Annotated in this window: 26 protein-coding genes and 1 tRNA gene; 9 read left to right on the forward strand and 18 right to left on the reverse strand. The window is 57.8% G+C overall.

Annotated features, from left to right (window positions below; genetic code table 11):
- Window positions 1–21: 21 nt before the first annotated feature.
- Genes AOA59_RS27240 through sctU form a run of 9 tightly spaced genes read left to right on the forward strand, consistent with a single transcriptional unit; the run spans window position 22 to window position 6,964 of the window.
- Window positions 22–921 (forward strand): FHA domain-containing protein, encoded by a 900-nt coding sequence (locus tag AOA59_RS27240; protein WP_065929677.1) that lies wholly within the window; start codon window positions 22–24, stop codon window positions 919–921.
- Window positions 918–2,273: a FliI/YscN family ATPase gene (locus tag AOA59_RS27245; protein WP_065929676.1), complete on the forward strand. Its 1,356-nt coding sequence runs from the start codon at window positions 918–920 to the stop codon at window positions 2,271–2,273. The genes AOA59_RS27240 and AOA59_RS27245 overlap by 4 nt, the downstream gene beginning before the upstream one ends.
- Window positions 2,260–2,688, forward strand: coding sequence for a YscO family type III secretion system apparatus protein (locus AOA59_RS27250; protein ID WP_099489702.1), 429 nt, complete (start codon window positions 2,260–2,262; stop codon window positions 2,686–2,688). Before AOA59_RS27245 ends, AOA59_RS27250 begins: the two co-directional genes overlap by 14 nt.
- A complete protein-coding gene (locus tag AOA59_RS27255; protein WP_099489703.1) occupies window positions 2,685–3,140 on the forward strand; it encodes a type III secretion system HrpP C-terminal domain-containing protein in 456 nt (151 codons plus the stop codon). The genes AOA59_RS27250 and AOA59_RS27255 overlap by 4 nt, the downstream gene beginning before the upstream one ends.
- Window positions 3,140–4,150: a FliM/FliN family flagellar motor switch protein gene (locus AOA59_RS27260; protein ID WP_068931442.1), complete on the forward strand. Its 1,011-nt coding sequence runs from the start codon at window positions 3,140–3,142 to the stop codon at window positions 4,148–4,150. The genes AOA59_RS27255 and AOA59_RS27260 overlap by 1 nt, the downstream gene beginning before the upstream one ends.
- The gene (gene sctR, locus AOA59_RS27265) at window positions 4,147–4,800 is read left to right on the forward strand and encodes a type III secretion system export apparatus subunit SctR (protein WP_099489704.1); all 654 of its coding nucleotides are present in this window, start codon (window positions 4,147–4,149) and stop codon (window positions 4,798–4,800) included. The genes AOA59_RS27260 and sctR overlap by 4 nt, the downstream gene beginning before the upstream one ends.
- Before the next feature lie 7 nt (window positions 4,801–4,807).
- Window positions 4,808–5,071 carry a type III secretion system export apparatus subunit SctS gene (sctS, locus tag AOA59_RS27270; RefSeq protein WP_065929671.1) on the forward strand — a complete coding sequence of 88 codons (264 nt, stop codon included), beginning with the start codon at window positions 4,808–4,810 and terminating at the stop codon, window positions 5,069–5,071.
- 10 nt (window positions 5,072–5,081) lie between these two features.
- Window positions 5,082–5,870: a type III secretion system export apparatus subunit SctT gene (sctT, locus tag AOA59_RS27275; RefSeq protein ID WP_065929670.1), complete on the forward strand. Its 789-nt coding sequence runs from the start codon at window positions 5,082–5,084 to the stop codon at window positions 5,868–5,870.
- Window positions 5,867–6,964 (forward strand): type III secretion system export apparatus subunit SctU, encoded by a 1,098-nt coding sequence (gene sctU / locus AOA59_RS27280; protein WP_099489705.1) that lies wholly within the window; start codon window positions 5,867–5,869, stop codon window positions 6,962–6,964. The genes sctT and sctU overlap by 4 nt, the downstream gene beginning before the upstream one ends.
- Here sctU and AOA59_RS27285 read toward each other — a convergent pair whose 3' ends face one another.
- The 18 genes from AOA59_RS27285 to AOA59_RS27370 form a co-directional block, all read right to left on the reverse strand.
- Window positions 6,965–7,336, reverse strand: coding sequence for a transcriptional regulator (locus AOA59_RS27285; RefSeq protein ID WP_065929668.1), 372 nt, complete (start codon window positions 7,334–7,336; stop codon window positions 6,965–6,967).
- Window positions 7,333–7,536: an HrpT family type III secretion system protein gene (hrpT, locus tag AOA59_RS27290; RefSeq protein WP_065929667.1), complete on the reverse strand. Its 204-nt coding sequence runs from the start codon at window positions 7,534–7,536 to the stop codon at window positions 7,333–7,335. The genes AOA59_RS27285 and hrpT overlap by 4 nt, the downstream gene beginning before the upstream one ends.
- Window positions 7,533–9,671, reverse strand: coding sequence for a type III secretion system outer membrane ring subunit SctC (sctC, locus tag AOA59_RS27295; RefSeq protein ID WP_099489706.1), 2,139 nt, complete (start codon window positions 9,669–9,671; stop codon window positions 7,533–7,535). The genes hrpT and sctC overlap by 4 nt, the downstream gene beginning before the upstream one ends.
- Window positions 9,672–10,085: 414 nt before the next feature.
- Window positions 10,086–10,319 (reverse strand): hypothetical protein, encoded by a 234-nt coding sequence (locus tag AOA59_RS27305; RefSeq protein ID WP_065929664.1) that lies wholly within the window; start codon window positions 10,317–10,319, stop codon window positions 10,086–10,088.
- 106 nt (window positions 10,320–10,425) lie between these two features.
- Window positions 10,426–11,019: a type III secretion system stator protein SctL gene (sctL, locus tag AOA59_RS27310; protein ID WP_065929663.1), complete on the reverse strand. Its 594-nt coding sequence runs from the start codon at window positions 11,017–11,019 to the stop codon at window positions 10,426–10,428.
- Window positions 10,997–11,584: a type III secretion protein gene (locus AOA59_RS32740; protein WP_178076306.1), complete on the reverse strand. Its 588-nt coding sequence runs from the start codon at window positions 11,582–11,584 to the stop codon at window positions 10,997–10,999. Before AOA59_RS32740 ends, sctL begins: the two co-directional genes overlap by 23 nt.
- Window positions 11,574–12,353 (reverse strand): type III secretion system inner membrane ring lipoprotein SctJ, encoded by a 780-nt coding sequence (sctJ, locus tag AOA59_RS27320; RefSeq protein ID WP_065929662.1) that lies wholly within the window; start codon window positions 12,351–12,353, stop codon window positions 11,574–11,576. The genes AOA59_RS32740 and sctJ overlap by 11 nt, the downstream gene beginning before the upstream one ends.
- A gap of 7 nt (window positions 12,354–12,360) precedes the next feature.
- A complete protein-coding gene (locus tag AOA59_RS32145; RefSeq protein WP_141722750.1) occupies window positions 12,361–12,726 on the reverse strand; it encodes a hypothetical protein in 366 nt (121 codons plus the stop codon).
- A 66-nt stretch (window positions 12,727–12,792) separates the two neighbouring features.
- Window positions 12,793–12,960, reverse strand: a complete 168-nt coding sequence (locus tag AOA59_RS32490; protein ID WP_158235269.1) for a hypothetical protein — start codon at window positions 12,958–12,960, stop codon at window positions 12,793–12,795.
- Between the two features lie 162 nt (window positions 12,961–13,122).
- A complete protein-coding gene (locus AOA59_RS27330) occupies window positions 13,123–14,067 on the reverse strand; it encodes a sigma 54-interacting transcriptional regulator (protein ID WP_065929660.1) in 945 nt (314 codons plus the stop codon).
- Window positions 14,068–14,383: 316 nt separating this feature from the next.
- A complete protein-coding gene (gene ychF, locus AOA59_RS27335) occupies window positions 14,384–15,484 on the reverse strand; it encodes a redox-regulated ATPase YchF (protein ID WP_017137643.1) in 1,101 nt (366 codons plus the stop codon).
- 21 nt (window positions 15,485–15,505) lie between these two features.
- The gene (pth, locus tag AOA59_RS27340) at window positions 15,506–16,090 is read right to left on the reverse strand and encodes an aminoacyl-tRNA hydrolase (RefSeq protein ID WP_010213318.1); all 585 of its coding nucleotides are present in this window, start codon (window positions 16,088–16,090) and stop codon (window positions 15,506–15,508) included.
- Window positions 16,091–16,258: 168 nt separating this feature from the next.
- Window positions 16,259–16,858: a 50S ribosomal protein L25/general stress protein Ctc gene (locus tag AOA59_RS27345; protein ID WP_065929657.1), complete on the reverse strand. Its 600-nt coding sequence runs from the start codon at window positions 16,856–16,858 to the stop codon at window positions 16,259–16,261.
- Between the two features lie 139 nt (window positions 16,859–16,997).
- Complete coding sequence (locus AOA59_RS27350) at window positions 16,998–17,939, reverse strand: ribose-phosphate pyrophosphokinase (RefSeq protein ID WP_003208392.1); 942 nt, start codon at window positions 17,937–17,939, stop codon at window positions 16,998–17,000.
- Window positions 17,940–17,985: 46 nt separating this feature from the next.
- Window positions 17,986–18,060, reverse strand: a tRNA-Gln gene (locus AOA59_RS27355).
- A 36-nt stretch (window positions 18,061–18,096) separates the two neighbouring features.
- Window positions 18,097–18,900, reverse strand: a complete 804-nt coding sequence (ispE, locus tag AOA59_RS27360) for a 4-(cytidine 5'-diphospho)-2-C-methyl-D-erythritol kinase (RefSeq protein WP_218178052.1) — start codon at window positions 18,898–18,900, stop codon at window positions 18,097–18,099.
- A gap of 49 nt (window positions 18,901–18,949) precedes the next feature.
- A complete protein-coding gene (gene lolB / locus AOA59_RS27365) occupies window positions 18,950–19,567 on the reverse strand; it encodes a lipoprotein insertase outer membrane protein LolB (protein ID WP_056859137.1) in 618 nt (205 codons plus the stop codon).
- A 4-nt stretch (window positions 19,568–19,571) separates the two neighbouring features.
- Entirely contained in the window at window positions 19,572–21,296 is a 1,725-nt protein-coding gene (locus AOA59_RS27370; protein ID WP_099489708.1) for a tetratricopeptide repeat protein, read from the reverse strand.
- Window positions 21,297–21,435 lie beyond the last annotated feature (139 nt).

Here is a 21,435-nt window from a genome sequence, read left to right on the forward strand (position 1 = left end):
AGCACAGCGGAGCGACCAATAATGTTCGAGCTGCGTGTTCTCGATGGTCTGCACCAAGGCGCTGCGCTGCCGCTGTTCGGTGAGCAGTGGAGCATCGGTGCTCATGCTGAGGCTGACTTGGTGCTGAGTGATCCGGGGATCGCCGAGCAGCATGCGTTGTTGCGGCTGGTCGGTTCCACATGGTCGGTGCAGGCCCAGGCGGGGTTGTTGCAGGGTGAAAAAGGGCAGGTAGTGGCGCAGATCACGCCTCTGGAGTTGGGCGAACAATTTGGTATGGGCGCCATTCGGCTGTATGTCGCCTTGGCCGATCAGCCCTGGCCAGAAACGCCCGCCCCGGCAACGTCAGCCACGGTTATGGCCAAAGAAGCGCCCCGGACGTTCAAATTGTCGGCCCTTGGACACGCGCAGCAAAAGCGCTTGATCAGTGTGGTGCTGGTGGTTGCAGTCATCATCATGTTGGCGGGCATCGCTTCCACCGGGGAGCGTGATCCCCAGGCCTCGCTGATGCCGGCAGTGCCGCAGAAAGTCGAATTGGCCTCACCGTTCGAGGTGCGCCAGCAGTTGCTGAATATGCTCAGTGAGCGTGATTTGATCCAGCGGGTCAGTTTGCAGGTCATCAATGGCCAGGTTGCGCTTAACGGCGATGTTTCCGAGGAGGATCTGGCGTTGGTGACACGCATGCTCGGCCGTTTCGGTGAGCAGTTCGACAGCGTGGTGCCAGTGATCAGCCGAGTGCGTGCGCACGACAACGAGCTGCCGTTCAAGATCGTTCAGATCATTGGAGGGGCGAACGGTCACGTCGTACTGGAGGATGGCACCCGACTGTTTGTGGGCGACCAAGTGGACGACTTGCGCCTGGTGATGATTGACAACAGCAAGGTGGTTTTCGAGGGTGCGCAGCGCTATGAGGTGCGCTGGTGATTACGGACTTGCAGGCGCGCCTCGACACATGGCAACGGCAACAGACCCGGACGCTGGCAGGTTTTGCGCCTGTGACGATGCGCGGGCGCGTGCAGCGTGTGAACGGCATGTTATTGCAATGTCGACTGCCTCAGGCACGCATAGGCGACTTGTGCCAGGTGGAAAAGCAGGGCGATTACATGCTCGCCGAGATTATCGGTTTCGACCAGCAGGACGCGGTACTCAGTGCGCTGGGTAACCTGGAAGGTGTGCGCGTGGGGGCCAGCGTAGAGCGCTTGGGCATCTCCCATCAGGTACAGGTCAGCGAGAAGTTGCTGGGCCAGGTGCTGGATGGATTTGGGCGGCCAATTACCGGAGAAGGCGCCAGCGCTTTTGCGCTGGTCGACTCGCCGGATACCAGTGCGGTCTTGTGCGAAGCGCCGTTGCCCACCGAAAGGCCGCGCATCAACCGCGCGCTGGCCACCGGTGTGCGTTCGATCGATGGTCTGTTGACGCTGGGGGAGGGGCAGCGCGTCGGCCTGTTTGCCGGGGCTGGCTGCGGCAAGACTACGCTGCTGGCGGAGATTGCCCGTAACGTTGAGTGTGACGTGATTGTGTTCGGCCTGATCGGCGAACGAGGCCGAGAACTGCGCGAGTTTCTTGATCATGAGCTCGATGATCAACTGCGCGCCAAAGCAGTATTGGTGTGTGCCACGTCTGATCGTTCGAGCATGGAGCGGGCACGCGCAGCCTTCACGGCGACAGCCTTGGCCGAAGGCTTCCGACGCCAGGGCAAGCGCGTGCTGCTTTTGATCGATTCCCTCACGCGGTTCGCCAGGGCCCAGCGTGAAATTGGCCTCGCCGCCGGCGAGCCTCTGGGCCGTGGTGGCCTGCCACCTTCGGTATACAGCCTGTTGCCGCGGTTGGTCGAGCGCGCCGGGTTGACGCGCGAAGGTGTGATCACGGCGATCTATACGGTGCTGATCGAGCAGGACTCCATGAGCGACCCGGTGGCCGATGAAGTGCGCTCGCTGCTGGACGGCCATATCGTGCTGTCTCGCAAGCTGGCCGAGCGTGGGCACTATCCGGCAGTGGACGTATTGGCCAGTCTTTCGAGGATCTTGAGTAACGTCGCCGAGCCTGGGGATATCCAGGCCGGCACGGCGCTACGACGGCTGTTATCGGCGTACCAGCAGATCGAGCTGATGCTCAAGCTGGGCGAGTACCAGCCGGGTAGCGATGCATTGACCGACTTGGCGGTAGACAGCCGCAGCGCAGTGGACAGTTTCCTGCGCCAGGATTTGCGTGAACCCTCGCCGATGGCGGCAACACTGGAACAACTCAAGGAGCTGACGGCCTATGTCCCATTCTGACGTGTCGATGGCTGAAATCGAGACCCTGCGGCGCCTGCGCCGTCATCGGGCCGACCGTGCTGAACGGGCCTTGCGTGAGGCCAAACGAGCGCGGCAAACCCTGCTGGCACATATCCAGGATGCCCAGCAAACCCTTGAGCAAACCCGTCAGGAGGAGGTTCGGCAAAGTGCGCAGTTGCTCAGCCAGCATCAGGGCCAGGTGCTGACGCTCAAAGCGCTGAAGTCCTGGGGAGTACAAGAACGGTCGTTGTCGGCAAGCACTCAGCGGGACGAAGGCCAGGTGCAGGCACTGCAAGCGCAGCACAAGGACAGGGACATCCAGGTGGACAGTGCCCAGAAACACGCCACGGAATGTTTGCGCCAGGTCGAAAAACTTCAGGAACTGTCCAATTTACTCGCTCAGGATTCGCTATGACACAGGTTTCAAATACCACGCCTGAGCACCGCCGCACGCGTGAGCTACGGCAGGAACGCGAGCCTGGCGTTGGCGGCTACGTTCCCTTGGAGCAAGGGCGACTGTTTGCGCATCTGCTTGCAGGCGGTGCTGCAGAGAAACGTTTTGGGCATTTGCGCCTGGATATCAAGGCCTCAGTCGAGGCAGCCAGGGCCGATGTGTTGATCGAGCAATTAGTGGCACCTATTCAGGCGGGTGCGCAGTGGCCGCTGCAGTTCGTGCTGTGCTTGCCACGCCAAGGCCGGATCAACGCCTTGGTACACCGTGATCAGAACGCCTGGGCCATAGAGTTGGATGCGCAAGACGATGCCACCAACCATTGGCTGCGTGGCGTGCGGCAGCAGTGCCAGGAACGGTGTACGCAAGCCTTGGGGCAAACGGTCAGGTTGTACCTGCCAGGTGACCGTTCGTGATGAAGGTGCCCTTTTTGGCGTTGCCTGTAGTCAAGCAAGACACGGTGGCTGCGCGCCGCAGGCTGGGGCGCGGGCTGCGTTTGCCGTTTCAGGTGGCAGGGCAAGAGGGTGAGTTGCTGATCGAGCCCGGGCGTACGCCTGTTGGCGGGGAAGCACTGTGCTTTGAAACCGCCCTCGGCGTGCTGGCGTTCGCTGAGGCGGGGCCTTTGTTAAGCCTGCTGGGTGAATGCCCTGTGCCATTGGCCAAGGCTGGAAACGACCCTCACTCGTGGTTCTGGGCGCTGTTTGAACACCACCTTAGCCCCCAAGTGAAAGCGCTGTTTGGCTATATGCGATTGCGGGTGACTGCGCGTCCAGTGGGTTTCGGCTGCCGATTCAGCGTGACATTGGGGGACTCTCGGGTCGTGGGCTACATGTGGCTGGCCCACCAGAGCTTTCTGGCGATGTGTGAGGCCGCACCTTGGCGCTCTATCGCCGCGCCGATGCCGGCGCAGTTCAAATTGGCAATTGCCGTGCCCCTTGGGACCGTGCAGCTACCCATCGCACACGTGCGCAGCCTGCGGGTGGGTGATGTGCTGGTGCTCGAACAGGCTTTTTTTCAAGCCCAGGGCAATGGCTACGTGCAGGTTGGCAGGCAGCGCCTGCACGGCTGCATTGACGATGAAACCGGGCCGCTGTGCCTGACCCTGACTTCTATAGAGGACACGAGTGTGGACGAGGACTTTTCAGCATCCTATTACGCTGAGCCGGAAGATGAACCTGTGGCGGAAGTATTCGGGCACGAACCGTTCGATGACTTGAGCATGGCGTTAAGCGTGCGTTGTGGAATGCTGAACCTGACGCTGGGCGAGCTGCGCAATCTGGTTGAGGGTTCAGTATTAGGTATAACCGGTTATGCGCCGGGAATGGCCGGCCTCTATTACGGAGATCGGCCGATCGGCCAGGGGCAGTTGGTGGAAGTGGATGGGCGCCTGGGCCTGCAGGTGACGCGAGTGGTTTTTTCTCGATGAGCATTCAGGGCATAGACCCCTTCGTACTTGCACTCTTCCTGGGGGCATTGTCGCTGATGCCCATGCTGTTGATTGTGTGTACGGCGTTTTTGAAAATTGTCATTGTGCTGATGATTACCCGCAACGCGATAGGCGTGCAGCAAGTACCCCCCAGCATGGCCATCAATGGCATCGCACTGGCGGCGACGCTGTTCATCATGGCGCCGGTGGGTTACGAGATCGCCGAAACCATCAAGGTATCGCCGCTGGATTTGAGCAGTGTGCAGATGGCCCTGCACACCGGCGGGGAGGCGATCAAACCCTTGCGCGAATTCATGCTGCGCAATATTGACCCGGATGTGTTGACGCACTTGCTGGAGAACACTGGGCGCCTATGGCCGGCAGCCATGGCCCAGGAAGTTCAGCGAGAAGACCTGATTCTGTTGGTGCCTGCCTTTGTGCTGTCGCAATTGCAGGCAGGGTTCGAGATCGGCTTCCTCATCTATATTCCGTTCATTGTGATCGACCTGATTGTCTCCAATTTGCTCCTGGCACTGGGCATGCAAATGGTCTCGCCGATGACCATTTCTCTGCCGCTCAAACTGTTGTTGTTCGTGATGGTTTCCGGGTGGTCACGGCTGCTCGACAGCCTCTTCTTTTCTTATCTCTGAGTGGCGTATGGAACCGATCGTGCTGTTCAAGCAGGGCATGCTACTGGTCGTAGTGTTGTCGGCACCGCCGTTGATTGTGGCGGTGGTAGTCGGTGTACTGACCTCTCTTGTACAGGCGCTGATGCAGGTACAGGACCAGACCTTGCCGTTTGGCATAAAGCTGGTGGCAGTGGGGATCACGCTGGTTATGACGGGGCGCTGGATCGGTGTGGAGTTGATTCAACTGATCAATCTGACATTCGAGATGATCTCTCGCTCCGCGCTGAACTGAGGTCTTGCCTGTGCTGCAGTATTTTGACTACCTGCCCAGCCTGTTGATCGGCATGGCGCGAATCTACCCGTGTGCCTTCCTGGTCGCGGCGTTTTGTTTTCAACATATCCGTGGCATGCCGCGTCATACCATTGTGGCGGCACTGGCGCTGCTGCCTGCACCGGGCATCCATGCAACCTTCGCCGACCAGGAATTCTCTACGCTGATGCTCAGCGCGTTAGTGCTCAAGGAGGCGGCCCTGGGGACCTTGCTGGGCGTATTACTGTCGATGCCGTTCTGGTTGTTCGAGGCGGTGGGGGCACTGCTGGATAACCAGCGGGGAGCCTTGGCCGGTGGTCAGCTCAACCCTTCGCTTGGTCCGGATGCGACACCCATCGGGCATTTGTTCAAGGAACTGACGATTTTTTTGTTGATGGCCACCCTGGGGCTTGGGGCACTGACGCAGGTGATCTGGGACAGTTACTCGATCTGGCCGCCAACCGTATGGTTTCCACTTCCGCATGCCAATGGGTTTGGCGTGTTTCTCAACCTGCTCGGCGACACGTTCACCCACATGATGCTCTACGCCGCACCTTTTATTGCGGTACTGCTGTTGCTGGAGTTTGGCATTGCACTGTTGGGGCTTTATAGCCCGCAGTTGCAGGTGAGTACGCTGGCTCCGCCGGTCAAATGCCTGGCGGGTATTGGCATTTTGCTGTTGTACTTTGAATTGTTGCAGGACCTGATCGTCGGCCGCTTAAGCCTGCTGACAGAACTCAGGCACGCCCTTGGGTTGATGTTCAAGGTGGGGATGCCATGAGTGATTCCGGTGAGAAAAAACACCCGGCCAGTGCCAAGAAACTGCGTGATCAACGCAAGAAAGGCCAGGTTGCCCAAAGCCAGGATGTCGGCAAGCTTATGGTGCTGACGGCCATCAGCGAGATCGCGCTATGGACCGCTGACCGCAGCCTGCAGCGGTTTCAGGAAATGCTGCTGTTGCCGATATCGCGCCTCAGCCGTCCCTTTGTGGCAGCCTTGGAAGAAGTGCTGCTCGACGCCATGGTGGTGTTTTTTTCCTTTGCGTTGCTGATGGCTTCAGTGGCGATCGCCGTCAAGCTGATCAGCAGCTGGATGCAGTTCGGCTTGCTGTTCGCGCCAGAAATTCTGAAGTTGGATTTCAAGCGTCTTAACCCCCTTAATCAGCTCAAGCAGATGTTCTCCGCGCAGTCGCTGATGAACCTGCTGATGGGGGTCGCCAAGGCCGTGCTGATAGGTGTGGTGTTGTACTCGGTGATCGGTCCCTCCCTTGGGGCTTTGATCAATTTGGCCAACAGCGACCTGCCCTCCTATATCCTGGCGCTGATCGAGCTGTTTCGCGACCTGCTGCATGCGTGCCTGGGCCTGTTGCTGGTGCTGGCACTTATCGACCTGACGCTGCAGAAGCACTTCTTTGCCAAGCGCATGCGCATGACCCAGGTCGAAGTCGTCAAGGAATACAAGGACATGGAGGGCGACCCCCATGTGAAGGGCCAACGCCGTTCGCTGGCGCAGCAATTGGCTCAGGAAGAGCCGAAGGTCAAGCTGCCCAAGCTGGAAGAGTCCGACATGCTGGTGGTCAACCCAACGCACTTTGCCGTCGCGTTGTATTACCGCCCCGGCACGACGCCGCTGCCTTTGCTGGTGGACAAAGGCACGGATGGCGACGCGCGTGAGCTGATCAAAAGGGCTAAAGCGGCTGACGTGCCGGTCATCCAGTGTGTATGGCTGGCCCGCACGCTCTACACCCATAAGCTGGGTGCCAGTATCCCCCGTGAAACCCTGCAGGCCGTCGCGCTGATCTACCGCACCTTGCGTGAGTTGGATGATGAGGCCAAGCGTGAAACCCTGGAATTGCCCGAGTTGGAACAGCGCTGATCAACGCGTGGCGTGAGCATCCAATGCATCAAGGTTGGCCAGTGACAGCAGGCGGCTGATGGCACTATCAAGCGCGTCGTGTTGAGCTGGCAGCGGGCGCCAGATGAGCAAATTGCCCTGCGCATCGAGATAGACAAAGCAGCCGTCATACCTCACGGCTTGTTCAAAACGTCGTTCCAGTGCCCGTTGCACCTGCCCGGCTTGCAGCGCTTCGCGCGCCACCTGCAAGGCCAACCCCGGGCGGGTGCCGGCTTGCAGCGTACACAGGTGGATACCAGGGAGCAGCTGCAGGTGAGCCGCAACGCCACTGCGCACGTCGGCCAAAAAAGCCTGACGATGCGGTGCATCGTCAGGCTGTGTCGTGAGGCTCATCGTTCCAGGGAAATGGTCTGGTGGTCTGCCCGCTCCCCAGAGGGGCCGGAGTCTACGCGCATCTCTGGCGGCCACCAGACCACCATTTTGTCACGGCTCGATTGCGGGCGCGTGCAGGAGTCGCCCTTGCAGGTTGGCGTGCAACCCGCGGCGCTGAGTGCTGCGCCGATCAGGATAATGCTCAAGATTGCGTGCTTCATGGCTTGGTCTTCAAGGGGGCGGTGAGGAGGGAAGGGCGGGGTACGCCGATGTGTTCATCTTTCACGACGGGCCGCATGGCAATAAACACTTCAGCTTCTTCACCCGGCTTGAGCCAGGCGCGCGGCCAGACAGTGACCGCCAGCGTTTGTGAGTTACTGCATTCTTTTTCATCGATGCGCACGTTGCGTTTGATCTGGTTGCGCAGGACTACCACCGCCACATTGAAGTGTGGGCCGGTGTACCACTGGCTGCGCTCGCTGTTGAGCGCCAACAGATCGCGCGTGGCGCACAGGGTGTTCAACTGCAGAGGCATTGGCCCTGCCTTGAAGCCGTCGGGCACTTCGCCGCTGACCAGGTGCGCCAGGGCGCTGGTGATATCGCTGCGGTTTATGGGCGGCTGATGGGCGGCTTGCCGGCGCGCCAGGGGTTTGAGGGCTGCCTGCAACTGGGCCTGGTCCTCCTGAGGCAAGTAACGCGAAGGGTCAGACTGGTCGCCGATGACCCGTGGGGTGAGGATGAACAGCCGCTCGCGTCGACTGTTCTGTCGTTCTGTCGAGGAGAACAATGCCTTGCCCAGCAACGGAATATCGCCCAGCAGCGGCACCTTGCTTTTTTTGTCCTTGTTGTCTGTGACATGGAAGCCACCGACCACCAGTGAGCGCTTTTCCGCCATCACGGCCTGGGTACTGACCTTGCCGCGACGAACATCGAGGTCATTGGGCTCTGTGCGGGAGTCGTCGAAGTTACCGTCTTCAATATCCACCACCAAATGGATCTGGTGGCCACCACGGCTGGTGATCACCCGTGGCACCACCTGAAAGCTGGTGCCGACGGTCACGGGTAAAATGCTTGGGTTGTCCCGCCCGGCCGTCAGGTACCGCGTACGGTTGAAGTCGATGACCGCCGGCTGGTTTTCCAGGGTGAGCACCGAAGGGTTGGAGACCAGGGTTGCCAGCCCTTGGGCTTCCAGGGCACGTATGTGCGCGTAGAAGCGCCCTGGGTTGCCAATCGACAACTGAGAGGTCGTGCCCGGCGCCACATTGACACCGCCGCGCCAACGGCTGTTTTGAAAACCCCATTCAATCCCGAACTCTTGCAACTTTGTGCGTTCGATGTCGAGGATGATTGCGTCGATCTCCACCAGCTTGCGCGCAACGTCGAGTTGGGTGATCAACTCGCGGTACATCGTTTGGCGCTCAGGCAGGTCGTAGATCAGAATTGCGTTATTGCGCACGTCGGCTTCAACCCGGATTCGGCTGGTAGGGCGTGGGGCGCGGGGGCCAAGTGAGGCGCCCGTCGAAAGAGCATCTGAGTTCCCCGGGTTGGCGAACATCTGCTCCAGCAGCGGATTGTTCAGCCGCGGGACGTTAGGCGTTATCAGGCCTGGCTGTGAGGACGTGCCGGCAGATTGGGTGGCGCTGGCGACTGCGGAGGAACGGGGCTCCAGCAACCCACGCAGCACGCTGGCCACCCCCGCGATGGTCAGCTTCTCCCCGCGATAATCAACGATGCGATCCGCCGCGTTGGCGTACTTGAGCGGGTACGTCAGTACGCTCTGTTTTTCATCCGGGGATCTGCGCTGGCTGCTGAATTGTTTGATCTGCTCGATATAGCGTTTAGGGCCGGAGACGAGTACGACGCCCTCATCCAGTAATTCACCCCAGCCAAATCGGCTGTCGAGCAGGCCGATATCGGTCAGGGCCTTTTTGAGGTCGGGGATCGATTCCGCCGAAACCTCCAGCCGTGCAGACTCTTGTTGATCCAGTGTGCTGATGTACAGGGTGTTGTTGTACAGATACCACTGGAAGCGGTGTTCGACTCCCAGCCTGTCGAGCATGGACTGGGGCGTGTTAGCGCGTATTTTGCCATTGACGACGCCCTCCAGCAGGCCTTCGATTTGCAGTTGGGTGCCGAAGGTCTGGGCGAAGTCTTCAAGCACTTCGCGCACGGGCTTGTACTGGGTCTCATAGGCATATGCCGTGTTTCGCCATTCCGAGGGAATGGCGGCAAGGAGGCTTTGCAGAGGCATCAGCAGGCACGTCAAAACCACTGGAAGACGCCAACCGGCGTGTTTGAATCGCGCACAGGCCGAGCTGATAGACAAGCGTAAACGCTTGTAAACGGGGTTGTTCATACAGGGTTCTCTAGTTAATAAAACTGCGCACGCAGCGGAGTGGGCCCAAGCCTTGGGGGCGTTCCGGCCAGCCGCTTGGCCGTGGAACGCCAGGTGTCGCGCTGATTGAGGAGGGATTCGAGTTGGTTAAAAAGAGCCGCCTGATTGGCTTCTTGCCAGGCGCATTGAAGTAGCCAGAGCTGCCCAGTGGAGGGCTCGACCGAAAGCGCTCCCTGAAAATGCGCAAGGCTTGCCCCACCCAGTCGTAGCCATGTTTCCATTGCTGATTGAGTGGGCGGTGGCTGATGGGTAAGTTGAGCGCATAGCAAAAAACACTGAGGGTAACGACGCAGGGTTATGGCGTCGTCGCCCTCCAGCAGTGTGATGTCTTGCTCTGTCCCCATCAGCCACTGAGTGAGCTGCGCGGTGAAACTCTCAGGTCCCATTGAAAATGATTTTTCCCATCTCGGCCCGATGACCGAGAACCGCTCCGGCGGCCGTTGTCTGTAGCATCAAGTCTTGTTTGAGCCTCAAGTGCTCACCCATCAGCGATGAAAACTCTTTCGAAGATAATTCGTCAGGCACGTCCTGACCGAGCTGTTCGAACTGCCGGTTGTTTTTGCTTAAATCCCTGAAGATTTGCCCGCCCTCGCGTGCGTCGAGTTTCATATGCTGATCTCCGTTGAACGTGTAATTTTTATGTGGTTTGCACTTGGGATCCGTTCCACGATTTTTTAAATATTCGGTAAAAAAATGCAGCAGGTCGGTGGCGAGTTCATTCCTCAGAAGCAAAGTCCGAGTGAGGCACCAACAGCGCATTGATCGAAGATGCCCAGTCGATACGGAAGCTGCCTTCCTCCGCCTCCAGGATCAGCACCTGTGGCTCAATGGACTCGTCACACTGCAGGCGCCAGGGCGCCTCGGTATGTTGAGCCAGCCAATGCTCTACATCGGCCTGATCCTGTGGGTTGCATACCAACTTTGCGCGGATCGCCGGGGCCTGGGCTACGAGCATTTGCTTGAGCATGGCTGACACCCGCTGCGTCGTCGTAGTGTCCTCGAGCAAACTGCGAATTGCGCTGTGGGTGACTGATGTGGCGATGCGTTCGATGTTGTCGAGGATCGCCTGCTGTTGCGCGTGCCACAGGTGCAATTGGCGATTGGCGCGTTGCCAGAACTCATGTTGTGCCTGCAGCAGCAATTGGTCGCGTTGCAAATGGGTCTGGCGCAGGATTTCATCGGCCTGATCCCGGGCACTGTTTAACAATTCAGTATCGCGTGCGCAGTCCGCCAAAGTTTCCAAAGGAATCAACGAACGGGTTTGTGAAGAAAGCGGCTTGCGTAGCTCAATCGTGCGTTTGCACAGCATCGTCCTGGGACTCCTCTGCAAAGGAAAACACCGGCTCATTGTGTGACGCACCGGTGCGCCATATAGCGGCCTTCCAAATAGTTTCGAGCTTGTCGTGGGTATCACCCAGTTGAGGGGTCTGCTCAAGGGCGAGCACCCGGTGGCGGTCAAAGCTCAAACGCAGCCGCTGCCATACGGAGGGTTCTACCCAGGCGCGTAAATAGTGCAGGGGGTCTTCCGTGCTGATTTGCAGGGTGTTGGGCATCAGTGCCTTTGAAAGGCGTACGCACCAGAGTTGCAGGTCCTGGCTCAATGGCGTGGGGGTCTTGATCTGGTAAACACCGCCGACCAGCGCGAGGATGAGATCTCTGCGTTGCGCAGGTTCAAGTACCAGCTGCAACAGTGCTGCAGACGGTTCGACAGGCAGACACGGGTCAATTCCCAATGACGTTGCCATTGCCGCATGCTGGCTCTGGCAGAGTGTTTTCGAATAGGGCAATGAAGGGGGGAAGGGCGGCCAATCGTGCGGCGAGTCGAGCCAGGGGCAGGCCCACCACTTGGCCCAGGTGAGGCTGTCATGCGTCATTTGCATTCGGCTCGGCTTGTTGGGCTGCGCGCACCTTTTTCAGCCAGAACACCGCAGCTGCGCACCCCGCTATCAGGACAATAACGAATAATGTAAGCAGGGTGTGCCAAAAAGCGAGATCACCCGACTTAATCAGAAATGGCCCGAAGTAGGCGAGTTGCTGCTTCTCCTTATAGGCGGTAGCCGGTACGAAGATCACGGTCAATTTTTGCGAGTTTGCAAGGGCCGTTGTCATGCCCGGTATGCTACTGGCGACCATCCGCCGAATGCGCGGCAGCAGGCTGTCAGGTTCCAGCCGTGGATCATGCTTGATGAAGACCGATGCCGAGGCCGGTTGTACCGGCTCTCCCGGTGCGACCCGCTCAGGCAATACCACGTGTACCCTGGCCACGAGAACCCCGTCGATATTGGACAAGGTCGCTTCCAGCTCCTGGGATAACGCATAGATATAGCGGGCACGTTCCTCAAGTGGTGTAGAAATGACACCTTCCTTGCGAAAGACGTCACCCAACGTGGACCGTGCAGTCTTTGGCAACCCGGCGGCCGCAAGCGTGTGGACGGCGGCAGCAATATCTGCTGTGCGCACGCGAACGACCACGCCGTCTTTCTCCAGCTGTTTTTGTGCCCGAATGTGCTTGTCTGCCAATTCAGCGATCACCTCATTGGCTTCCTGCTCGGATAACTTGCGGTGCAGTTCGACGCTTTCACCGCATCCGCTCAGTACCGATAAGAGGGTGAGCCATAAGAGAATAAAGCGGCAGCGGCGCATGGTTTACCTATTGCAGGTTAGTGGCTTTCTCAACGAACGAAGCGCAGTGTTTTATGACCTTGACGCCGATGTTGAGGATTTCTTTTGATTCAATAATGGTCTGTGTGGCATTCGCAATTTTCAGCTCGTTATGGGTCTTGGAATATTCACGCAGCAGCTTGGGGATTTTTTCGTTGTTGGATTTCAACCGCTCTGATTGGTCCACCAGCGACCGACTGTTTCCTGGGGTGGGGGGAACCGACGGGTAAGTGATGTTCTGCTCCAGTGCCGCGTTGAAGAAATGCGCGTCGTGGGCACTATCGATGCTTCTTTCGGCGGGAACCCCAGGGGCACCTGAATAGATTTCCCGCTCTTTTCCAAGCGTTGTGCGCATATACATCTCCCTCAGAAAAATAGGGAGGCTTTCTCGAGTTAATAAACAGGAGAAAGCCTGTGCTACTTATTGTACTTTGTTAATTATCTGGCCCCACTTACTGGCAATCGAGGCGTCTTTATCCAGCTTTGCCATTTCCAGTGTTTCTTTGTTTTTTTCCTCAGTCAGGGCTTTCATTTGACCAAAAAGCTCTTTGCTGCTCATGCCGCCACCGCCGCCGATTGGAGAACTCATACTTTCACCTTTGGTTTCATAAGTTGGTAGGTATTTGCAATAAGCCTTTCGATTAATCGTGCTACATCATTATTCGATAATCGACGCTCGTACACTAAGTGGCGAAGCCTGTGGAAACAGTTCCAACGGCTGATGGTTACTTGTTTCAATGTGTTTCATGGCTTACTGGGCTCCCTGAAACGGTGCGCATGCATTGAGTGCAACACCCAGCTGCTTCATTCGATAATAGAGGGTGCGTTTGGCAACCCCCAACTCCGACGCTACACAATCCACGCTGTAAGTGTGACGATGTAGAGACTCTTCAATGAGTGTTTTCTCAATACGCTGCAGACGGTCTTTCAGGCTCAGTTCCAAAGGTTGGCCAGTCGATGCCGATAAAGGCGGTAGCCCAAGGACAAAACGCTTGGCCGTGGAGCGTAGCTCGCGGACATTGCCCCGCCACGGATGGCACAGCAACTGCTGGAGCAGTTCGCTGGTGGGGTGAGGGACTGTGCAGTTGAAGTGCTCTGCCTCTTGTTTAATCATCTCCAGAAACAACGGTACGATGCGCTCACGTCTGTCACGCAGCGGTGGCAGCTTGATGTTGATCACGTTCAGGCGAAAATACAGGTCCCGCCTGAAGCTGCCTTGCTCAACCATGTCATGCAGCGATTGTTGAGCGGATGCGATGACGCGCATGTCGACCGGGATGAAGCGTGTTGAGCCGAGCCGTTCAACGCCGCGTGATTCGAGCATTCGCAATAGCTTGGCTTGAAGCGAAAGCGGCATGCTGTCGATTTCGTCCAAATACAACGTACCCAGGTGAGCCGCTTCGATAAACCCTGCGCGTGACTGCACAGCCCCGGTATAAGCACCACTGTTAACGCCGAACAATTGGCTTTCGGCGAGGCTTTCCGGGATGGCGGCGCAATTGACAGCAACAAAGTTGCCTCGACGGCCCGACAGGCGATGCACGCGTTGTGCCAGGGTATCTTTGCCGGTGCCGGTTTCCCCGAGCAACAAGATGTCAACATTAAGTGTCGCTGTGCTATTGATCGTATTTTCAATGTCCGAGCCATCAATGAATGGCGTATCGGTTTCGCGTTCTTCGTGATCGGCGGCCGACATCGGATGGGTGCTCCACTCTCGTGATTATTTACGATTAAAAGGCTGTTATTCAGAACGTGCTTGGGCAGAGCGTAAAGTATAAGATTTCTCGTCGAGTATGCAGGTAAGAGTAAGCCAGGCATGCGTAGGAAAAGTCATTAACTTGTCGCTTAACATCATTCGAAACGGTTGAGCTGCTGTTTGCGCAATAAATAGGAAATATCTTAAGTTTTCAAATAAACAACAAGATGGCAATTACCGACGGGCAAACAACCGCCCACAAAAAAGCCGATGCAGTGCATCGGCTTTTTGTTTGCGGCAAAACCGCAGATGGCGCTTATACGTTAAAGCGGAAGTGCATCACGTCGCCATCCTTGACGATGTACTCTTTGCCTTCCAAGCGCCATTTACCGGCTTCCTTGGTACCGGCTTCACCCTTGTACTGGATGAAGTCGTTGTAGGCGATGACTTCGGCGCGGATAAAGCCTTTTTCGAAGTCGGTGTGGATCACGCCGGCGGCCTGTGGTGCGGTGGCGCCGACCTTGACGGTCCAGGCGCGGACTTCTTCGACACCGGCGGTGAAGTAGGTCTGCAGGTTGAGCATTTCGTAACCGGCGCGGATCACGCGGTTCAGGCCAGGCTCTTCCAGGCCCAGGGCCTCGAGGAACATGTCTTTTTCTTCGCCGTCATCCAGCTCGGCGATTTCTGCTTCGATCTTGTTGCACACCGGCACCACAATGGCGCCTTCCTCATCGGCGATGGCCTTGACCACGTCGAGCAGCGGGTTGTTCTCGAAGCCGTCTTCGGCGACGTTGGCGATGTACATCACAGGCTTGGTGGTCAGCAGGTGGAAGCCTTTGATCACGGCTTTCTCGTCGACGCCCATGTTCTTCATCAGGCTGCGTGCCGGCTTGCCTTCGGTGAAGTGCGCGATCAACTGCTCCAGCAGGCCTTTCTGGACCACTGCGTCCTTGTCGCCGCCTTTGGCGTTACGCGCAACTTTTTGCAGTTGCTTCTCGCAGCTGTCCAGGTCGGCGAAGATCAGTTCGAGGTCGATGATCTCGATGTCGCGTTTCGGGTCAACGCTGTTGGAGACGTGAATCACGTTCTCGTCTTCAAAGCAGCGGACCACGTGGGCGATGGCATCGGTTTCGCGGATGTTGGCCAAAAACTTGTTACCCAGGCCTTCACCTTTCGACGCACCGGCCACCAGGCCTGCGATGTCGACGAACTCCATGGTGGTCGGCAGGATGCGCTTGGGATTGACGATCGCCGCCAACGCGTCCAGACGCGGATCCGGCATCGGCACGATACCGCTGTTGGGTTCGATGGTGCAGAAGGGGAAGTTCTCCGCCGCAATACCGGACTTGGTCAGGGCGTTGAACAGAGTGGATTTGCCGACGTTGGGCAGGCCGACGATGCCGCAATTGAATCCCATGGTGTTTCCCCTCGGTAAGAGTCAGGCCTTCTGGCTGTGCAGGTTTTTCATCGCGCGGTTCCATTCACCGGCGAAGATATCCGGCAGCACGCCGAGGGCAAAGTCGATGCTGGCATCGAGTTTTTCCTGTTCGGCGCGTGGCGCACGACCCAGGACGAAATTTGAAACCATACTGGCAACGCCTGGGTGGCCAATGCCGAGCCGCAGACGGTAAAAATTATTCTGATTACCCAACTGCGCGATGATGTCGCGCAGGCCGTTGTGCCCGCCATGCCCGCCGCCGAGCTTGAGCTTGGCAACACCGGGTGGCAGGTCCAGTTCGTCATGGGCCACCAGGATTTCTTCGGGTTTGATCCGGAAGAAGCCCGCAAGCGCCGCGACAGCCTGGCCGCTGCGGTTCATGTAGGTGGTGGGAATCAGCAGACGAACATCCTGACCCTGGTGCGAGAAGCGCCCGGTCAGGCCAAAATACTTGCGATCGGCCACAAGGTTCACACCTTGCGCGTGGGCGATGCGCTCAACAAAAAGGGCCCCCGCGTTATGCCGGGTCTGTTCGTATTCGGCGCCTGGATTTCCCAGGCCAACGATCAGTTTAATGGCAGTCACGACAGGGGCCCTTCCTTTGGAGTTGTGGGTAACATCGCCGACACCTGCGTGCGGCGAAAGTGGACAACAAAAGATCATTTACTCAAGAGTAAACGCCGCGTTATCGCCCGCTTTCTCGCTACGTTCCGGTCCGCGATGTTTCCTCAAGCTCCGGCAATACAGAGTGAATTACTCTGCAGCGCCTTCTTCAGCTTCTGGTGCAACGCGTGGAGCGTGAACGTTTGCAACAGCTTTGTCATCACCGTGAGCCAGTGCAACAAACTCAACGCCTTTAGGGGCTTTGAGGTCGGACAGGTGGATGATGGCGCCGATTTCCAGAGCCGACAGGTCGACTTCGATGAACTCAGGCAGGTCTTTCGGCAGGCAAGTCACTTCGATTTCGTTCAGGACGTGCGAGACTTCGCCGCCTTTCTTGACCGGAGCTTCTTCGCCAACGAAGTGAACTGGAACGATAGCGGTCAGTTTCTGACCGGCAATAACGCGTACAAAGTCAGCGTGCAGCACGTGGCCTTTGGCCGGGTGACGTTGCAGAGCCTTGATGATCACGTTTTGCTTTTTGCCGCCAACGTTCAGTTCGATAACGTGGCTGTAAGCAGCATCGTTTTCGAGCAGTTTGGCGATTTCTTTGGCCAGCATGCTGATGGATTCAGGGGCTTTGTCGCCACCGTAAACTACAGCTGGAACCAGGCTTGCGAGACGACGCAGGCGGCGGCTCGCACCTTTCCCCAGGTCGGAACGCGCTTCAGCATTCAGAGTAAAATCGTTCATGTTGTATCTCCAAAATAACCACATTCGCCCCAGCGTTTGCGACCAGCGCTAAAGGCGATATGGGCAAAAAAGCCCCGCCCCAACAGAATGCTGGGGCGGGGCGCTTTTCGTCAGTGGGATGTTTCGTAAGGTTTGACCCTTATCGGAACATCGCACTGATCGATTCTTCGTTGCTGATGCGGCGAACCGCTTCGGCAACTACCGGTGCGATATCCAGTTGACGGATACGCGAACAGGCTTGAGCTGCTGCGGACAACGGGATGGTGTTAGTCACCACCAGTTCGTCCAGCATGGAGTTCTCGATGTTCTCGATCGCTCGGCCCGACAGCACAGGGTGTGTGCAGTAGGCGAAGACTTTTGCTGCACCGTGCTCTTTCAAGGCTTTCGCCGCGTGGCACAGGGTGCCGGCGGTGTCGACCATGTCATCAACCAGAATACAGGTACGCCCTTCGACATCACCGATGATATGCATCACTTCAGAGTGATTGGCTTTCTCACGGCGTTTGTCGATGATCCCGAGGTCCACGCCCAGGGATTTGGCAACAGCCCGTGCACGCACGACGCCACCAATGTCCGGGGACACGATCATCAGGTTTTCAAAGCGCTGGTCTTCAATGTCATCCACCAATACCGGGGAGCCGTAGATGTTATCTACCGGAATATCGAAGAACCCCTGGATTTGGTCAGCGTGCAGGTCAACCGTGAGAACACGGTCGATACCTACCACGGTCAGCATGTCAGCCACGACTTTCGCGCTGATAGCCACACGTGCGGAACGCGGACGGCGATCCTGACGGGCATAACCAAAGTAAGGGATTACAGCTGTGATTCGAGTCGCTGAGGAGCGGCGGAAGGCATCAGCCATCACGACGAGTTCCATCAGGTTATCGTTGGTCGGAGCGCAGGTCGGCTGAATAATGAAAACATCTTTACCGCGGACGTTTTCATTGATCTCGGCTGTAATTTCGCCGTCGGAGAATTTACCGACAGAGATGTCACCGAGAGGGATATGCAGCTGACGTACGACACGTCGAGCCAGATCGGGGTTGGCGTTCCCCGTAAAGACCATCATCTTGGACACGCGCAGTACCTAGAGGCTGAGGGTAACCTGGATGAGTATTAGAAAATGGCAGGGGCGGCTGGATTCGAACCAACGCATGGCAGGATCAAAACCTGCTGCCTTACCGCTTGGCGACGCCCCTGTATCTGTTGCAACGAGTACCCAGTACTCGGTTCCTTTAGAGCAGACTTTGCAGCTTGCGATGCAACATCGAAACGTTGCTTCCCTTTGCTACAAACCCTGTAAGGGTCTCTGTAAGAAGGGCCGAGACTTTATCAGCTTCAGCTTTGTTTGGGAAGCCCCCAAACACACAACTTCCAGTTCCGGTTAATTTTGCTTCGGTAAATTTACCTAACAAATTCAAAGCGTTACGTACCTCTGGATAACGCCTTGCTACAACCGGTAAGCAGTCATTTCGACTGTTTCCCTTGGGAACGGGGCGCACTTTAATGGGAGGAGAGTTACGTGTCAACAGTGGATCTGAAAAAATTTCTGCTGTACTTACAGATACTTGCGGAACAAGCACGACATACCACGGCTCTTCGGGGTATTCCGGGGTGAGTTTCTCCCCGACGCCTTCGGCAAAAGCCGCGTGCCCACGCACGAAAACCGGCACGTCGGCGCCCAGTGTCAGGCCCAGCGTGGCCAGGCGATCGTGGTCCCAGCCCAGTTGCCACAAGTGATTCAAACCGAGCAGGGTGGTCGCGGCATTTGAGCTGCCGCCACCGATGCCGCCGCCCATGGGCAAAATTTTATCGATCCAGATGTCGATACCGAGCGAGCAACCGGATTGCGCCTGAAGTGTTTTCGCCGCCCTGACAATCAGATTGCTGTCGTGGGGCACGCCTTCGAATTCGGTGTGCAGCTGGATCACGCCATCGTCGCGTACGGCGAAGGTCAGCTCATCGCCGTAATCGAGAAATTGAAACAGCGTCTGCAGTTCGTGGTAGCCGTCTTCACGGCGCCCAAGAATGTGCAGCATCAGGTTGAGTTTGGCGGGAGAGGGCAGCGTCAAGCGTTCTGAGGTCACGTTATTGCCCCAGCTTGCGGGGTTGCCATTCCTTGATCACCAGCGTGACGTCAAGGTCGGTGCCATGCAGTTTGATGCGCTCAGGCAGCCAGTAGCCACTCTGTTCCACGTAGCTCAGGTACTCGACCTGCCAGCCATCCTGCTCAAGCGTGGCCAGGCGGCTGTCGCCGTTGAGGCTCAGGCGGCTTTTGCTGTCCGGCGCGGGCAAGCCGCGTACCCACCACACCAGGTGCGAAACCGGCAGCTTCCAGCCTATCTGCTGTTCCAGCAATTCTTCCGGCGTGGCTGCCTCATAGCGGCCCTGGTTGGCCACTTCCAGGCTCACTTGCCCTGGTCGGCCGGTCAGGCGTGCTGCGCCGCGGCCCAGTGGTCCGGACAGACGAATATCGTAATAGTCCTGGCGTTGCAGCCAGAACAACGTACCGCTGCCGGAATCTTTTGGTGCGCGCACCCCGACTTTGCCGTCGATCTGCCAGCCGTCAATGCTGCTGAGCTGGTCCTTGTGCTGCTGCCATTGCGCCGGGTTGCCCTGGCCTTCAACGGATTCGCGGCTGCCGATGCCCGCGCAACCGGCGAGCAGGGCGATGAAACTGAAAACAATAACGTGGCGCAAGAACATAAGCTTAAAGGGTCTCGGATCCGGTCAGGCGCTTGATGGTGCCGCGCAGGATAGGGCTTTCGGGTTGTTCCTTGAGGAATTTTTCCCAGACTTGTCGCGCTTCGCGCTGTTTGCCATTGGCCCACAGCACTTCACCCAGGTGAGCGGCCACTTCCTGATCCGGGAAGCGTTCGAGTGCCTGGCGCAGCAGGCGTTCGGCTTCGTCCAGGTTGCCCAGGCGGTAATTCACCCACCCCAGGCTGTCGAGCACGGCCGGGTCTTCCGGGTTGAGCTTGTGGGCTTGTTCGATCAGCACCTTGGCTTCGGCGTAGCGCGTGGTGCGGTCCGACAGGGTGTAGCCCAGGGCGTTGAGCGCCATGGCGTTGTCCGGGTCGCGCTTGATGATCAGGCGCAGGTCTTTTTCCATCTGCGCCAGGTCATTGCGTTTTTCCGCCTGCATGGCGCGGGTATACAGCAGGTTCAAATCGTCGGGGTATTGCAGCAAGGCTTGTTGCAGCAATTTCCAGGCGCGTTCGCCCTGCTTGTTGGCCGACAGCGTCTCGGCCTGGATCAGGTACAGCTGGATCGCATAGTCCGGCTCGGCAGCGCGTGCCGCCGCCAGGCGTTTTTCGGCTTCGTCGGTGCGGCCGTTGCTCATCAGGATATCGGCCTGACGCAACTGGGCCGGCAGGTAGTCATTGCCGGGGCCGACCTGGGCGTATTCAAGCAGCGCAGCCTGCGGGTCGTTGCGTTCTTCAGCGATGCGGCCGAGGTTCAGGTGCGCCGAATCCACATGGCTTTCGCGCTCGATCAACTCTTCGAGATATCCCTTGGCCTCGTCCCAGGCCTTGGCTTCCAGGCACACCAATGCCAGCGAGTAACGCAACTCGTCGTCGTCAGGGTATTGCTGGACCAGGTTGGCAAACTGCACTTTGGCGTCTTCCATGCGGTCTTGCTCAACCAGCATGCGCGCATAGGTCAGCAGCAAACGCTTGTCGCCCGGATACTTCTTGATGCTTTTTTCCAGCAGTGGAATCGCTTCCTTGCCGCGATTGAGGTTTTGCAGCAAGCGTGCGCGCAGCAGAATCGGGGCGATCTCGCCGTCTTCCGGCGGGTTCTGCTCCAGCAGCTTGAGGGCGGCGTCGGCTTCGTCATCCTGTTGCAGCAGCAAGGCTTTGCCGAAAATCAGCTGGCTGTTCTTCGGATGTTTTTGCAGCAGGCGGTCAAAACTTTTCATCAAGCCATTGCGCGTGTCCTGGTCGGTGTCGGCCGCCGACAGCGCGAGGAAGTCGAAATGCGTGTCGCCCTTGCCCTGCAGGACTTTCTCCATATAGACCATGGAGTCGTCATAACGCCCGGCGCGGGCCAGTTGCACAGCCGCCGCGCGTTGCGCTTCCAGGTCGTCCGGGGCGTTTTTCGCCCAGATCAGCGAGGTGTCCAGCGCGGCCTGGTCAGCCCCCAGGTATTCGGCGATGCGAAATGCACGCTCCGAAATGCCCGGGTCCTGGGTATTGATGGCCTGGGTCACGTAGTTATCCAGGGCAATATCGAAACGATTGCGCTGGCCGGCGAGTTCGGCGGTCAGCAGGCTATAGATCGTTTCTTCATTAAACGAGGAGTAAACCTTGGGCTTTTCAGGGGCTGGGGTGCTGTCTTCGACCGGCGGCGTACCGTCCGGCGACACGGGTGCCAAGGCCTGGCAGCCGCTGAGGAAGACAAAAGCAAGGAGCAACGCGGAAGATCTATTCATATAGGAAGAGGACGACTAACCTGCGGTCGGATCATCATGACACAAGCCTTCGGCCAAACATAACCGAGTCTCAGTGGGCGCCTTTATAGGCACAAGCTACTAGGACAATAGACGACGGTGGTTGTTCTGGATCTTTCGA

Origin of the sequence: Pseudomonas sp. 2822-15, assembly GCF_002742515.1 — a bacterium.
GTDB lineage: Bacteria > Pseudomonadota > Gammaproteobacteria > Pseudomonadales > Pseudomonadaceae > Aquipseudomonas > Aquipseudomonas salomonii.